The 13,602-nt window shown below is 68.1% G+C and carries 12 protein-coding genes and 1 pseudogene; 7 read left to right on the forward strand and 6 right to left on the reverse strand.

Features of this window, described 5'->3' with window-relative positions; all coding sequences use genetic code 11:
* Positions 1 to 152 precede the first annotated feature (152 nt).
* Both radA and VAPA_RS01510 read left to right on the forward strand, forming a co-directional pair.
* A complete protein-coding gene (radA, locus tag VAPA_RS01505) occupies positions 153 to 1,541 on the forward strand; it encodes a DNA repair protein RadA (RefSeq protein WP_021005001.1) in 1,389 nt (462 codons plus the stop codon).
* A gap of 238 nt (positions 1,542 to 1,779) precedes the next feature.
* Positions 1,780 to 2,217, forward strand: a complete 438-nt coding sequence (locus tag VAPA_RS01510) for a hypothetical protein (protein ID WP_021005002.1) — start codon at positions 1,780 to 1,782, stop codon at positions 2,215 to 2,217.
* Here the strand turns inward: VAPA_RS01510 and VAPA_RS01515 are convergent, their stop codons facing one another.
* Complete coding sequence (locus VAPA_RS01515) at positions 2,218 to 3,162, reverse strand: LysR family transcriptional regulator (protein WP_021005003.1); 945 nt, start codon at positions 3,160 to 3,162, stop codon at positions 2,218 to 2,220.
* 191 nt (positions 3,163 to 3,353) lie between these two features.
* Between VAPA_RS01515 and VAPA_RS01520 the strand changes: the two genes are divergently transcribed.
* A complete protein-coding gene (locus VAPA_RS01520) occupies positions 3,354 to 4,673 on the forward strand; it encodes an MFS transporter (protein ID WP_021005004.1) in 1,320 nt (439 codons plus the stop codon).
* Positions 4,674 to 4,706: 33 nt separating this feature from the next.
* Positions 4,707 to 5,918: a M20 aminoacylase family protein gene (locus tag VAPA_RS01525; RefSeq protein ID WP_021005005.1), complete on the forward strand. Its 1,212-nt coding sequence runs from the start codon at positions 4,707 to 4,709 to the stop codon at positions 5,916 to 5,918.
* A 15-nt stretch (positions 5,919 to 5,933) separates the two neighbouring features.
* Here VAPA_RS01525 and VAPA_RS01530 read toward each other — a convergent pair whose 3' ends face one another.
* A complete protein-coding gene (locus VAPA_RS01530) occupies positions 5,934 to 6,935 on the reverse strand; it encodes a recombination-associated protein RdgC (protein ID WP_021005006.1) in 1,002 nt (333 codons plus the stop codon).
* A gap of 133 nt (positions 6,936 to 7,068) precedes the next feature.
* Here VAPA_RS01530 and VAPA_RS01535 point away from each other — a divergent pair, with 133 nt between their 5' ends.
* The 3 genes from VAPA_RS01535 to VAPA_RS01545 are packed head-to-tail and all read left to right on the forward strand — an operon-like array spanning position 7,069 to position 8,649.
* Positions 7,069 to 8,019 (forward strand): branched-chain amino acid transaminase, encoded by a 951-nt coding sequence (locus VAPA_RS01535; RefSeq protein ID WP_021005007.1) that lies wholly within the window; start codon positions 7,069 to 7,071, stop codon positions 8,017 to 8,019.
* Positions 8,020 to 8,026: 7 nt separating this feature from the next.
* Positions 8,027 to 8,236: a zinc-finger domain-containing protein gene (locus tag VAPA_RS01540; protein ID WP_012745419.1), complete on the forward strand. Its 210-nt coding sequence runs from the start codon at positions 8,027 to 8,029 to the stop codon at positions 8,234 to 8,236.
* A complete protein-coding gene (locus VAPA_RS01545) occupies positions 8,233 to 8,649 on the forward strand; it encodes an ABZJ_00895 family protein (protein WP_021005008.1) in 417 nt (138 codons plus the stop codon). Before VAPA_RS01540 ends, VAPA_RS01545 begins: the two co-directional genes overlap by 4 nt.
* Here VAPA_RS01545 and VAPA_RS01550 read toward each other — a convergent pair.
* From VAPA_RS01550 to VAPA_RS01565, 4 genes and pseudogenes are all read right to left on the reverse strand, one after another.
* Complete coding sequence (locus VAPA_RS01550) at positions 8,646 to 9,908, reverse strand: O-antigen ligase family protein (protein WP_021005009.1); 1,263 nt, start codon at positions 9,906 to 9,908, stop codon at positions 8,646 to 8,648. The genes VAPA_RS01545 and VAPA_RS01550 overlap by 4 nt on opposite strands.
* Positions 9,909 to 9,968: 60 nt before the next feature.
* A pseudogene (locus VAPA_RS01555) lies at positions 9,969 to 11,166 on the reverse strand (ATP-binding protein).
* 7 nt (positions 11,167 to 11,173) lie between these two features.
* Positions 11,174 to 11,896: a response regulator transcription factor gene (locus VAPA_RS01560; protein WP_021005011.1), complete on the reverse strand. Its 723-nt coding sequence runs from the start codon at positions 11,894 to 11,896 to the stop codon at positions 11,174 to 11,176.
* Positions 11,893 to 13,599 (reverse strand): NAD(P)/FAD-dependent oxidoreductase, encoded by a 1,707-nt coding sequence (locus VAPA_RS01565; protein WP_021005012.1) that lies wholly within the window; start codon positions 13,597 to 13,599, stop codon positions 11,893 to 11,895. The genes VAPA_RS01560 and VAPA_RS01565 overlap by 4 nt, the downstream gene beginning before the upstream one ends.
* Positions 13,600 to 13,602 lie beyond the last annotated feature (3 nt).

Here is a 13,602-nt window from a genome sequence, read left to right on the forward strand (position 1 = left end):
CGGGGCTGCGTTTCTGAACGTTACGCCGTTGCGGCGGGGTGCCGGCGCATGCAATTGCACCCGTTCCCCATGCTGCAGGGCGTACGCGCCGGTTTCACGACATTTCTCTGGCTGGTAGCCGTTTCGCTTCTTGCGTCTCCCTACACTTCGGCATGGCCAAGGAAAAATCCCTCTTCGTCTGCAGCGAATGCGGCGGCACCAGCCCCAAGTGGCTCGGCAAATGCCCGAGCTGCGGCGCCTGGAACACTCTCATCGAACAGGTGGCGGGCAGCAGCGGCCCGGCCAACAACCGTTTCGGCACGCAGTACGCCGCGCTCGCGGGCGTGTCCGAACTCGCCACGCTGTCGGAAATAGAAGCGACCGACGTCGCACGCACGCCCACCGGGCTCGACGAGCTCGACCGCGTGCTGGGCGGCGGCATCGTGTCGGGCGGCGTCACGCTGATCGGCGGCGACCCGGGCATCGGCAAGTCGACGCTGCTGCTGCAGGCCGTCGATGCGCTGCAGCGCGCGGGGCAGAACGCGCTCTACGTGACCGGCGAGGAAAGCGGCGCGCAGGTGTCGCTGCGCTCCAGGCGGCTCGGTCTGGACCACTCGCAGGTGCAGGTGCTGGCCGAGATCCAGCTGGAGAAGATCATCGCCACGCTCGACGCGACGCGCCCGGCCATCGCGGTGATCGACTCGATCCAGACGGTGTACTCCGACCAGCTCACCTCCGCGCCGGGCTCGGTGGCCCAGGTGCGCGAATGCGCGGCCCACCTCACGCGCTTTGCCAAGACCAGCGGCACGGCCGTGGTGCTGGTGGGCCACGTCACCAAGGAGGGCGCGCTCGCGGGCCCGCGCGTGCTCGAGCACATGGTCGACACGGTGCTGTACTTCGAGGGCGACACGCATTCGAGCTTCCGCCTCGTGCGCGCCATCAAGAACCGCTTCGGCGCCGTGAACGAGATCGGCGTGTTCGCGATGACCGAGCGCGGCCTGAAGGGCGTGACCAATCCGAGCGCGATCTTCCTGAGCCAGCATGCGGAGCCGGTGCCCGGCAGCGTGGTGCTGGTCACGCTCGAGGGCACGCGGCCGATGCTGGTGGAGATCCAGGCGCTGGTCGACAACGGCGGGCCGAGCCCGCGCCGCCTCTCGGTGGGCCTGGACCGCGACCGGCTCGCGATGCTGCTGGCCGTGCTGCACCGCCATGCGGGCGTGGCCTGCATGGACCAGGACGTGTTCGTGAACGCGGTGGGCGGGGTGCGCATCAGCGAGCCGGCGGCGGACCTGGCCGTGATGCTCGCCATCACGTCGAGCCTGCGTGGCAAGCCGCTGCCCAGGGGATTCATCGCATTCGGTGAAGTCGGCCTTGCGGGCGAAGTGCGCCCCGCGCCGCGTGGACAGGAGCGCCTGCGCGAAGCGGCCAAGCTGGGCTTCAGCGTGGCCGTGGTGCCCAAGGCGAATGCGCCGCGCAAGGGCACGAAAGAGATCGAAGGGTTGACTATCCATGCCGTCGAACGCATCGAAGAGGCGATGGACGTGGTTCGCCGCCTCGATTGATTGACCGGTTGCCAGGAAAAAAATGCCCGGCGCGCCAGGGGCGCGCCGGGCGATCCTCCCTGTTCCCACGATGTGTGTCATGTTGTGCTGGCAACCTCGGTTGCCTCTCCCTGAAGCCGGTTCCGTCGGCCCGTGCGGTGAAATGTGCCTGCTGGAGCCGGGACTCAAGGCACTTTTCGAGGCGAGTACCGTCTTGCGCGCCTGGCGGTAGCCAGGGCGGCTACCGCACGAGGCGAGAATGCGCCCCATGAATTTCCAGAAAATACTGGTGCCCGTGGGCGGCATCGTTCTTCTCGGCCTGGCGTGGCGCAGCTACGGCTGGGCCGGCGTGGCGCTGACCGGCGGCGCGATCGTGATGTTCCTGCTGCTGCACTTCAACCGCGCGATGCAGGTGCTCAAGCGGGCTGCCGACCGGCCGGTGGGCTATGTGGCAAGCGCGGTGATGCTCAATGCCAAGCTCAAGCAGGGCGCGACGCTGATGCACGCCATTGCAATGACGCGCGCCCTGGGCGAACTGCGCTCGCCCAAGGACGAGCAGCCCGAGCTCTACCGCTGGACCGATACGGGCGGCTCGTATGTCGACGCCGTGTTCAACGGCGGCAAGCTGCAGAGCTGGACGTTGACGCGGCCCGAAGCGGCGCCCGACGACGACAGCACGCAGAACCCCGCGGCCTGATCAGCCCGCGTCCGCCTTGCGCCGCGGCTGGCGCCACGGCGGATTCGCCTTCGCATGGTGGCGCGCTTCCTTCACGAACTCGGTGCACACGTGCGTCATGAGGTCGGCCGAGCGGTAGACCAGGAACACGTCGAAGTCCGGCAGCGCATCGGTGATCGGCAGCTTCTCCAGCAGGTCGGGCTGCAGCCGCAGCGGCCCCGCGCCGTGGAAGACGAAATCCGACCACATGCTGATCAGGTCGGTCTGGGTGGCCAGCTGCAGGCCCAGCAGGTTCGAGGCGCTGTGCACCATGCGCCTGGGCATGTCGAACCCGTGCATGCGCATCGTGCTCACCAGCGGGCTGCCGGCGTCGTCGACGGGGTCGAGCACCAGCCAGTCGGCGTCGAGCAGCGGCTGCAGCTTGCGCACGCGCCGCAGCGGATGGCCGGCGCGCACACTGAGATGCATCGCCACTGAAAAAAGCGGCTCCCACTGGAAGGCGCCGGTGCCCGGCCCGTTGCAGGTGGAGATCAGCCCCAGGTCGAGCCGGCCCTCGCGCAGGCCTTCGAAGATCTGCTGCGGCCGCAGCTCGAAGCCGCGCAGCGCCACATTGGGAAAGCGCTGGCGGAACGAGGCCATCGCATCGGGCAGCGGCCCGCTCGACGCTACCGCGGTGAAGCCGATGTTGAGCTGCGCCTCGTCGTGCCCGCGGATCGCCTCGATGTCTTCCAGCGCATGCCGCAGCTCCTGCTCGACCAGGCTCGCGCGCTTGACCAGTGCCACGCCGTAGGGGGTAAGGCTCACGCCGCGCGTGGAGCGCGACATCAGCGTCACGCCGAGTTCGCGTTCCAGCTCGGAGATGGTCTTCGACAGCGCGGGCTGCGTGGTGTGCAGGCTGCGCGACGCCTCATGGATGCTGCCGTGCTGTGCCACCGCCAGCAGAACGCGCAACTGTTGCAGCTTCATCGTGGTGCCGATCTCCCGAAAAAAGGCGCCCTGAGGGTTGTCCCGATGGCTTCCGGTGCCTGTTTGTGACGGGGATGCCGTTTGGTTATCAGCATGAAAATATGTGATTCTTTGCCGCAGCGCTTTGCCTGAATACTCCGCCGCCAGAGGCCGATCCGGCCCCCCGCAACCTGTTCGTGGAGTGACATTAGATGAGCGAAGCCGCATTGCCCGCAAGCCCGATCCGGGGCCCTTCACCAGCCACCGCTACTGCCGTGCAAGGCAAGGGAAGGCAGAGCCAGTTCCGCCTGATCGCCGCCTGCTCGCTGGGCAATGCGCTGGAGATGTACGACTTCACCGTCTACAGCTTCTTCGCGCTGCTGATCGGCAAGCTGTTCTTCCCCTCCGACAGCCCGTACGGCTCGCTGCTGCTGGCCGTGGCGACCTTCGGCATCGGCTTCGTGATGCGGCCGCTGGGCGGCGTGATCATCGGCAACTACGCCGACCGCAAGGGCCGCAAGGCCGCGATGACGCTGACCATCGGCCTCATGGTGCTCGGCACGCTGTGCATCGCGTTCGCGCCCAGCTATGCGTCGGCCGGCGTGTTCGGCTCGCTGATGATCGTGGCGGGCCGGCTGCTGCAGGGCTTCTCGCTGGGCGGAGAGGTGGGCGCGGCCACCTCGATGCTGATGGAGGCCGGCGGCGTCAAGGGCCGGGGCTTCCGCGTGAGCTGGCAGCTCGCGAGCCAGGGCGTGTCGGCGCTGCTGGGCGCGCTCACGGGTGCCGCGCTGTACGCCGCGCTGCCGCAGGTGTCGCTCGAAAGCTGGGGTTGGCGCCTGCCGTTCCTGCTCGGCCTGCTGATCGCGCCGGTGGGGCTCTACATTCGCGCGCACCTGGAGGAAACGCATACCGCCGAAAGCCATGAATCCAGCCCCGTCGGCCGGCTGTTACGCAACCACGGAGGCACGGTGCTGAAGGGCATCCTCGCCACCACGGCGGGCACGGCGACGATGTACCTCGTGGTGTTCTTCATGCCCACCTACATGATCCGCGTGCTGCACATGCCGCCGTCGCTGTCGCTGCTGTCGGGCTGCGTCACGGGCATCACGCTGTTCGTCGTTTCGTTGGTGGCGGGGCGATTGGCCGACAGGCTGCCGAACCGCAAGCCACTGGTGATCGGCTCGCTGCTGTTCAGCGTGATCGCCGTCTACCCGGTGTTCTGGATCATCAGCCACTACCCGAGCGTGCCGCTGGTGCTGGCGCTGTCGGCGTTGCTGACCACGAGCGTGAACATCGGCACCACGCCGATGTTCCTGATGCTGCTCGAAATGCTGCCGGCCGGCGTGCGCGCAAGCGGCATCTCGGTGATCTACAGCGTGGGTGTGACGGTGTTCGGTGGCTCCTCGCAGTTCATCGTGACCTGGCTGCTCGCGAAGACGGACAACCCGATGTCGCCGGCTTTCTACATGATGGTCTGCGGGGCGCTGAGCCTGTGCGCGCTGCTGAGCCTGCGCGAACGCAAGGCCGATTGATCGAAGAACTTCACCGAGAGCGAACCCTTTCACATGACCCACGAACTCAGCCCCCAGACCACCAAGCTCCTGTCGCGCCTGCTCCCCCAGGCCGACGTCGACACCCAGGCCTTCGTCGACATCCGCCGCCAGATCCACGCCAACCCGGAGCTCGGCTTCGAGGTCAGCGCCACCAGCGAGCTCGTGGCCAACCTGCTGCGCAGCTGGGGCTACGAGGTGCACACCGGCATCGGCAAGACCGGCATCGTGGCGCAGCTCAAGCTCGGCAGCGGCACGCGCCGCCTCGGCATCCGCGCCGACATGGACGCACTGCCCATCGCCGAGGCCACCGGCCTGCCGTACGCGAGCCGCAACCCCGGCCGCATGCATGCCTGCGGCCACGACGGCCACACGGCGATCCTGCTGGCCGCGGCCAAGGCGCTGGCGACGGCGCGCAACTTCGACGGCACGCTGAACCTGATCTTCCAGCCCGATGAAGAAAACCTCTGCGGCGCGCGCGCGATGATCGCGGACGGCCTGTTCGGGCGCTTCCCCTGCGATGCGGTGTACGCGCTGCACAACGCACCGGGTGTGCCGGTGGGCACGATGCTGGCGGTCGAGGGCCCGGTCACGCTGTCATCCGACGTGGCCGACGTCACGATCAAGGGCGTGGGTGGGCACGGGGCCATGCCGCACCGCGCGCGAGATCCGGTTGCTGCCGCGGCTGCGGTGGTGACGGCCCTGCAGACGGTGGTGGCGCGCAACGTGGCGCCCGACGACACGGCGGTGGTGTCGGTCGGTTTCATCCGCGGTGGCGCCACGCACAACGTGATTCCGCAGTCGGTGTCGCTCGGCCTGAACGTGCGCGCGGCGCAGCCCGAGACGCGCGCGCTGGTCGAGCAGCGCATCCGCGAGATCGTGAGCCTCACCGCGCAGGCGCACGGCGTGGAGGCCGAGATCGACTACCGCCAGCTGGTGCCACCGGTGGTCAACACCACGGCGGAGACGCTGTTGATGGCGCAGGTCTGCACCGAGCTGGTGGGCGAGGCGAACGTCGTCCGGACGGTGCCCAGGGGTTTTGCGGGCAGCGAGGATTTCGCGTGGATGCTCGATGCGCTGCCGGGCTGCTATCTGCTGCTCGGCAACGGGGAGGGCGAGTTCGGGGGCTGCATGGTGCACAACCCCGGCTATGACTTCAACGACCAGGTGCTGCCGCTGGGCGCGGCTTGCTGGGTGCGGCTCGCGCAGACCTACCTGGTCGCCTGAACGACTGAGGGCGCGTCAGAACGGCGCGTCTTCTTCCTCGGGCGCATCGGCCGGCACCGTCGTCGTGGGAGCGGCTGCCGCAGCCGGCTTCGGCGCTTCGTCGGGCAACGCCGCCGAGAACGCAGCCTCGCCGCCCAGCGCGTCGAGCAGCGCCGGTACCAGCTGGCCGAGTTCGCCGGTGGCAATCGCCACGTCGGCGTCGAAGTTGTCTTCCTTCTTGCCGCCGGCCGCGCCGTCGCCCGTGCCTTCCAGGAACACGATCTTGCGGATCAGCATGCCGTGCGTCAGCTCGAAGGACACGCGGTCGTCCCAGGTGAGCGCCAGGCGCGTGGGGCGCTTGCCGTCGGTGATGTGCTTTTGCACTTCCTCGATGTCGAGCGGGTGCTTGGCGTAGCGCACCACGGCCTTGGAGTCGTCGGAGGCCTTGAGCTCGCACTCGCGGTCGATGGTGAAGCCGGCCGGCGGCTCCTGCGTCAGGAGCCAGTTGGCCATGGCGGCGGCCGGCTCCACCTGCGTGTTGATCAGCGCCACCGCAAAGCCGTCGAGCGACTTCACGAGGCTGGTGACCACTTCGTCGGCGCGCGCGGCGTTGCCGCTGTTGATCACGAGGCGGTTCTCGGCCTTGTCGATCCACACGGCCACGCGGGCGCTGCGCGTGAAGGCCATCGGCAGCAGCTCCAGGGTGATGTCCTCCTTGAGCTCCTTCTTTTCCTTCTTGCCGGGCTTGCGGCCGGTGGTGGCTTCGATCTGGGCGCAGCGCTCGTCGAGCTTGCGGCGCACCACGGAACCGGGGACCGCCTTGCTCTCGATCATGTATTCGACCAGCCACTGGCCGTCGATGGATTCGACCAGCGGGCCGTTGGCTTCGCCGCGGGGTTCGACCCAGCCGGCGGATTTTTCCTGCGAGGGGCCGCAGGGCTCGAAGCGCGCCTTGGCGAGCGCTTCTTCTGCCTCGGCCAATGTTTGGGACCAGGCAGGTTCGATGCGATAGACGATGACGTTCTTGAATACGGACACGGAAACCCTTTTTTCCACTGGTTTGGACAACCGGCCATTGTCGGGCACGCCGTTCCGGCGGCCACCGTAAAATCGAAAGCTTTTGCGACTTCCCCCCGGTCGCTCCCCACACAGCTCCCAAAGGAATCAGGAAATGAGCTCGATCCCCCCCTCGCTGGACGACCGTGACGGCAAGATCTGGATGGACGGCGAACTCGTGGACTGGCGCGACGCCAAGATCCACGTGCTGAGCCACACGCTGCACTACGGCTGCGGCGCCTTCGAGGGCGTGCGCGCCTACAAGACCCCCGAGGGCACGGCGATCTTCCGCCTGGCCGAGCACACCGAGCGGCTCTTCAACAGCGCCAAGATCCTGCGCATGAAGATTCCCTTCACGCAGGAACAGCTCAACGAAGCCCAGAAGCAGGTCGTGCGCGAGAACAAGCTCGAAAGCTGCTACCTGCGCCCGCTGATCTGGATCGGCTCCGAAAAGCTCGGCGTGAGCCCCAAGGGCAACCGGATCCATGCCATGGTCGCGGCCTGGTCCTGGGGCGCCTACCTGGGCGAAGAGGGCATGAAGCGCGGCATCCGCGTGAAGACCTCGAGCTTCACCCGCCACCACGTCAACATCACGATGACGCAGGCCAAGACGGTGAGCAACTACACCAACTCGATCCTCGCCAACATGGAGGCGCTGGACGACGGCTACGACGAGGCCCTGCTGCTCGACGCGAGCGGCTTCGTCTCCGAAGGCGCGGGCGAGAACATCTTCGTGGTCAAGGGCGGCGTGGTCTACACGCCCGACCTCTCGGCCGGCGCGCTCAACGGCATCACGCGCAACACCATCCTGCACGTGTGCAAGGATCTCGGCATCGAACTGGTGCAGAAGCGCATCACGCGCGACGAGGTCTACATTGCCGACGAGGCCTTCTTCACCGGCACGGCCGCTGAAGTGACGCCCATCCGCGAGCTCGACCGCATCGAGATCGGCAACCGCGGCGACGGCGGCTCGCGCGGCCCCGTCACCGAAAAGATCCAGGCTGCCTTCTTCGATATCGTGAACGGCAAGAACCCCAAATACGCCCACTGGCTCACGAAAGTCTGAGAAAACCATGCCTACCAACGCAGTCGTCGAACTCCTGGCCAGGGAGCTCAATCACCAGGGCGGCGTGTTCTGCCCCAGCCCCAAGGCCGACATGAAGCTCTGGGACACCCATCCCAAGGTCTACCTGGACGTGGCGCGCACCGGTGAAGCCAAGTGCCCGTACTGCGGCACCGTCTACCGCCTGAAGGCGGGCGAGACGGTGTCGTCCCGGCATTGACCGTTCGCGGTCTGCTGGGCCGCTTCGGCGCGGCCTACCTGCTCCTGCTGCTCATCCTGGGCCTGGCGCTGAACCTGCTTGGCGTGAAGGCCAACGCGGGCGTCAATACGGCGGCGCTCCTGGGCGCCGTGATGTGGGTGTGCCTGGCCTTCGGCAAGAAGAACGGCCGGTACCTTGCGCGCGATGAAAAGACCCGGGCCGTGCTCGGCATGATCGCCATCGACCTGGCCATCCAGGCCGCGGTCTCGGTGGCGGCGGCGCTGGCTGCCGGTGCATCGGTCCTGCAGCTGGGGCCGATGCTGCTGGTGCTGCTGTTCGTGGGCGCGCTGCATGCCGCGGTCATCTACTTTTTCGTCGGCATGGCCGGCCGGCAGTTCGCGGCCGCTGAAGCCAAGCGCAGCAGCCGTAGCTAGCTGGCTTGCGGCGGGGCCTCGTCGAGCACCGCTGCGATGCGGCGCGTCGGCCACAGGTCGCGCCAGGGCTGCGTCTCCCGCGGTTCCTGCGCAAGCCGCAGATAGACCATCGCGATCCACAGCAGCGCCAGCCCGATCTGCGCGTCGCGCACGGCAGAGTTCACGCTCGACGCGATCAGCGCAATCAGCGTGGCCGCCAGCGCGTAGCGGCCCGCGATGTCGGGCCGTTTCCATGCCTGCCAGACGGCGCCAACCATGATGACCAGCAGGCTCAGCAAGGCCGGCAACCCGCCCTGCGCGCCGACCCACAGGAAGTCGTTGTGCGGCATGTTCGAATCGGCGAAGAGCACCGGGCCGCGCTTGTGCCACTGGTCGGTCCAGCCCCCGATGCCCCAGCCGGTGAGCGGCCGGTCGGCGATCATGCGGCCGGTGTCGCGGTACATGTAGTAGCGGATGACCCAGCTGCCCTTGAAGATCGCGCCGGCCTGCGCCTTCTCGATTTCCTCCACGCCGGTCTCGACCTTGTGCTGGAGCTGCGGCAACTGGTAGAGCCCGGCACCCAGCACCACGGTTCCCAGCACCAGCGCGCTCACCAGCATCTTCAGGTGATTGCGCCATTGGTGGATGCACACCACCGGAATCACCAGCAGCAGCGCGAGCACCGAGGTGCGCGAGGTCAGCGGCAGCGCCACCACCAGGCCCAGGCCGAGCACCAGCACGAAGGCGGGAATGGCACGCAGCGGCCGGTGCGCGGCGATCTGCGCAATGCCCCACACGGCGGCCGTGGATGCCACCACGCTGAACAGCAGCGCGTTGCTGATCGACTTGTTGCCCACTTCCATGACCACCGCGCGCAGCGGCGACCAGATCGGAAAGCCGATGGCGTAATAGGCCACGATCAGCAGGACGTTCAGCGCGGCAATCAGCAGGAAGCCGCGCAGCGCCCATATCGCTTCCTCGCGCGTGAGCGCCATCGCCATCAATACCGTGAGGCCGATGCGCAGCCCGTGGAACAGGTTCGAGCCGGTTTCGGGGTAGTGCGGTCCGAAGGCCAGCACGATGAGGGTCCAGGCCAGGTACGCCATCACCGGCCACCACAGCGGGTTGGCGCGCAGCCGCGCGAAGCGATCGCGCAACCCGCCGGCCACCAGCATGGTGGCAAGCAACAGCAAGGCCGAAAGGTAGGTGACGCCGACGGGCATGAACACCACCAGCCCCCAGAACATGGCCGCGGGCCTGACGATGTGCGATCTCTGCATAGGGGCGGGATTTTAGGTGGGGCCGGCGGGGCCCAACCTGACTTCGGACCCGCCGTCCGGTCAGCTGCGGCTGGCCGCTGGCAGCCGGATGACGAAGCTGGCGCCGCCGCCCGGGCGTTCTTCGCAGCGCACGCTGCCGCCGTGGCGCTCCGCAATCGACTTCACCAGCGCCAGCCCGAGGCCAACGCCGCCGTTGCGCTCGCTGGCGCCGGGCAGCCGGTAGAAGGGCTCGAAGATGCGTTCGCGCAGGGCCGCCGGCACGCCGGGTCCGCGGTCGTTCACGCGCACGGTGGCAAAGCCGTTCGCGCTGCCCAGTTCCACCGAAATTTCGCCCGCGCCGTAGCGGCGCGCATTCTCCAGCAGGTTGCGGATGGCGCGGCGCAGCAGGCGCGAGACGCCGGGCACGGTGAGCTTGGCGTTGTCGGTGCCTTCGACCAGGTCGAGCTCGGCATTCACCTGCGAGCACTCCTCGGCCGCGAGCCCGGTCAGGTCGACCGCTTCGATGGTGCCCATGTCGGCCTCGCTTGCGTCGAGCCGGCTGGCCAGCAGGATTTCGTCGATGAGCTGGTCGAGCTCGCCGATGTTGCGCGAGATTTCCTCGCGCGCCTTGGGACTCGGGCGTTCGCCCATCAGCTCCAGGCCCATGCGGATGCGGGTGAGCGGCGAGCGCAGCTCGTGCGATGCATTGGCCAGCAGCGACTTGTGCGAACGCACCAGCTGTTCGATGCGTTCGGCCGACGCGTTGAAACGTTTGGAGAGATCAGCCACTTCGTCCTGCCCTTCTTCGGTCACGCGCACCGAGAGATCGCCCTCGCCCCAGCGCTGCACGCCGCGCTGCAGCGACTCCAGCCGCTGGGTGAGCCGCCGCACGATCGGATACACGCCCAGTGCCACCGCAATGCCCACGAGCGCGATCATCCAGCCCAGCCCGAACGGCGTGCGCCAGGGCGCGAACCCGCCGGTGCCCGTGGGCCGGTCGCGCGGCGCCACGCGCAGCCGTGAGTGCCTTGCCGTCGCTGAGCGTCACGTCGAACTCCAGTCCCTGGCCCGGCACGCGCAGCGCCTTGCCGCTGCCGATGGGCGTGTCCTGCGCATCGAGCACCACCACGTTGCGCGGCACCGGCGCCAGGCGCTCGCGCTCGGCCTGGGCCGCCTCGCGCACGATCCAGTTGGCCATCAGCGTGAGGATGACGACGCCGCCCACCACCGCGAGCCAGATGCGGACGTAGAGGTGGCGGGAATACAGGCCGCGCAGCATCGGCCGGTCAGTCCTGCTGCTTGGCGAACACGTAGCCCACGCCGCGCACGGTGAGGATGCGCTTCGGGTTCTTGGCGTCGACCTCGATGGCGGCGCGGATGCGGCCCATGTGCACGTCGATCGAGCGGTCGAAGGCCTCGAGCTCGCGGCCGCGCACGGCCTCCATGATCTGGTCGCGCGTGAGCACGCGCCCGGCGCGCTCGGCCATCGCGACCAGCAGGTCGAACTGGTAGGAGGTGAGGTCGGCCAGCGCGCCGCCCATCGACACGGTGCGCGCGTTGCGGTCGATCTCGAGCGTGCCGAAGCGCATCACCGTGCTGGCTTCGGTGTCGGCGCTGTTCTCGCTGCGGCGGCGCAGCACCGCGCGAATGCGCGCGAGCAGCTCGCGCGGCTCGAAGGGCTTGGGCAGGTAGTCGTCGGCACCGATCTCCAGGCCGATGATGCGGTCCATCGGATCGCCCTTGGCGGTGAGCATCAGCACCGACACCTTGGAAGCCGGAGGCGGCAGCGAGCGGATGCGGCGGCAGATCTCCAGGCCGTCGGTGTCGGGCAGCATCAGGTCGAGGATCACCAGGTCGGGCGCGTGCTGCTGCAGCTGCTCGAGGCCGCTGGCGCCGTCGCCGGCATGCGTGAAGAGAAAACCCGACTGCGTCAGGTATTCGCCCACCATCTGCGCCAGGCGGGCATCGTCTTCGATCATCAGGAGTTGGGGGGTGCTCATGCGCTTCATGGTCGTGCACGGGGGGCAACGGGGCTTGAACGCTCCGTAAAGTTGGGTAAACGCGGCTTCCGGCTGTCATCCGGAAGTGCTGCGAAAAGCATAGCGCCGGCTTGCGCGCCAGCGGGCAGGGCGGCGATGTCTTCCTCGAGCAGCGCGGGCAGGGCGCAGCCGCTCAGGTCCGCATTGTCCGCCCGCGCCCGCCCGAGGATCTCGCCGGCCAGCTGGCGCAGCTGCGCGACCGAGGCCCGGATGCGCGCCCTGAACGCGGCATCGTCCAGCCGTGGGTCTTTCAAGCTCCGGTTGAGCTCGGCGAACCAGGGCATGGCGGCCTGGTCGAGCATCACCGGGGCGTTGCGCCTGGCGCTGGCCGCGGACCAGCTGCGCAGCAGCTGCTGCACTGTCAGGTTCAGGCGCTGGCAATGCTGCAGCTCGTCCTTCAGGCTGCCCAGCAGCATCAGGTCGGTGAGCCGCTGCTGGAAGAAGATCTGCGAAAGCACGCCCCAGTAGTAGGCATAGTCCCAGATCACCTTCACCGGCAGCACCTCGGGGTCGCCGAACAGCGGGTACTGGTCCTGGTAGAGCGCCAGCGTGCTTTCGTAGAACGAGTGATAGATCTGGTCGTAGAGCTGCGCGCGGGCTTCCACCGAGCGGCCCGCGCGGTCGTGCGCCACCAGGTCGGTGATGTAGGTGTTGCTGATCGCGATGAAGTCGCTGCCCGGCGAATAGAAGGGATCGAGGAACAGCCCGGCCTCGCCCGTCAAGGCCCACCTCCGGCCCGAGAAGACCTGCTTGCAGCCGTGCGAGAAGTGCTTGAGGAACGCGAAGTCCTGCAGCAGGTGCCGCTTGCCGTCGAGCGCGTCGTACAGCCTCGGCTGGTAGGTGGCGAACCACTGCATCGCTTTCTCGAAGGTGTCGATGGTGTCGAGCGGATGCAGCTTCGGGTCGGCCACGATGCCCACCGAATGCGAGCCCGAGGCGAGCGGAATCAGCCAGGCCCAGTAGCCCGCGCCCACCAGGTGGTTGGTCGAGAGCCAGCGCGCCTGCGGATCGCAGCGCTCGCGCCAGGTGGCGTCGTCGCTCCACTCGTCGATGGCAATGCGCTCGCCGATGCGGAACCACACGGCGTTCACGTCGTGCGCGTTGGCCTGCGCGAGCCCGAGCTTGCGCTTGAGCAGGCCGGCGCGCCCGCAGGCATCGATCAGCCAGCGCGCCTCGGCGCTGTGCGTTTCGTTGCCGCGCGTCCATTCGAGGCGGTGCGGTGCCTCGGCGTCCTGGGCCAGGTCGACGCGGCGCACCAGCGCGGCATCGTCGAAGCGCACGCCGCGCCGCACGGCCTCCTCGGCCAGGTAGTTCTCGAAGATGCCGCGGTCGATCTGGTAGCTCGGGACCGCCAGGTAGCGGCTGGCGCCGATCTCGGTGACCTGGTCGATGTCGCGCCGGGCCTCGCTGAAGAAGAAGCGGAAGCCGAACTTGCGCAGCTGCGCGCCGTCCATGTGGGGCTTGAGGCCGAGCACGGTGTCGAAGTAGTGCGCGCCGATCTCGACCGACGACTCGCCCACCTTGTGGGCCGCGTGCGGCACCGGATGCGTGCGGCGCTCCAGCACCAGCACGTCGATGTCCTGGAAGCGCTGCTTCAGCTGCAGGGCCAGGGTGAGGCCCGCGAGCCCGCCGCCCATGATCACTGCGTCACATCGTTGCGCAGTGCCGGTCATGGA

It is taken from the genome of Variovorax paradoxus B4 (assembly GCF_000463015.1).
Taxonomy (GTDB): domain Bacteria; phylum Pseudomonadota; class Gammaproteobacteria; order Burkholderiales; family Burkholderiaceae_C; genus Variovorax; species Variovorax paradoxus_E.

Bases quoted from the DNA above. Each gene is read 5' to 3' on its own strand.
- radA (WP_021005001.1), top strand. From the start codon at position 153: ATGGCCAAGGAAAAATCCCTCTTCGTCTGCAGCGAATGCGGCGGCACC.
- VAPA_RS01510 (WP_021005002.1), top strand. From the start codon at position 1,780: ATGCGCCCCATGAATTTCCAGAAAATACTGGTGCCCGTGGGCGGCATC.
- VAPA_RS01515 (WP_021005003.1), bottom strand. From the start codon at position 3,162: ATGAAGCTGCAACAGTTGCGCGTTCTGCTGGCGGTGGCACAGCACGGC.
- VAPA_RS01520 (WP_021005004.1), top strand. From the start codon at position 3,354: ATGAGCGAAGCCGCATTGCCCGCAAGCCCGATCCGGGGCCCTTCACCA.
- VAPA_RS01525 (WP_021005005.1), top strand. From the start codon at position 4,707: ATGACCCACGAACTCAGCCCCCAGACCACCAAGCTCCTGTCGCGCCTG.
- VAPA_RS01535 (WP_021005007.1), top strand. From the start codon at position 7,069: ATGAGCTCGATCCCCCCCTCGCTGGACGACCGTGACGGCAAGATCTGG.
- VAPA_RS01540 (WP_012745419.1), top strand. From the start codon at position 8,027: ATGCCTACCAACGCAGTCGTCGAACTCCTGGCCAGGGAGCTCAATCAC.
- VAPA_RS01550 (WP_021005009.1), bottom strand. From the start codon at position 9,908: ATGCAGAGATCGCACATCGTCAGGCCCGCGGCCATGTTCTGGGGGCTG.
- VAPA_RS01560 (WP_021005011.1), bottom strand. From the start codon at position 11,896: ATGAAGCGCATGAGCACCCCCCAACTCCTGATGATCGAAGACGATGCC.
- VAPA_RS01565 (WP_021005012.1), bottom strand. From the start codon at position 13,599: ATGACCGGCACTGCGCAACGATGTGACGCAGTGATCATGGGCGGCGGG.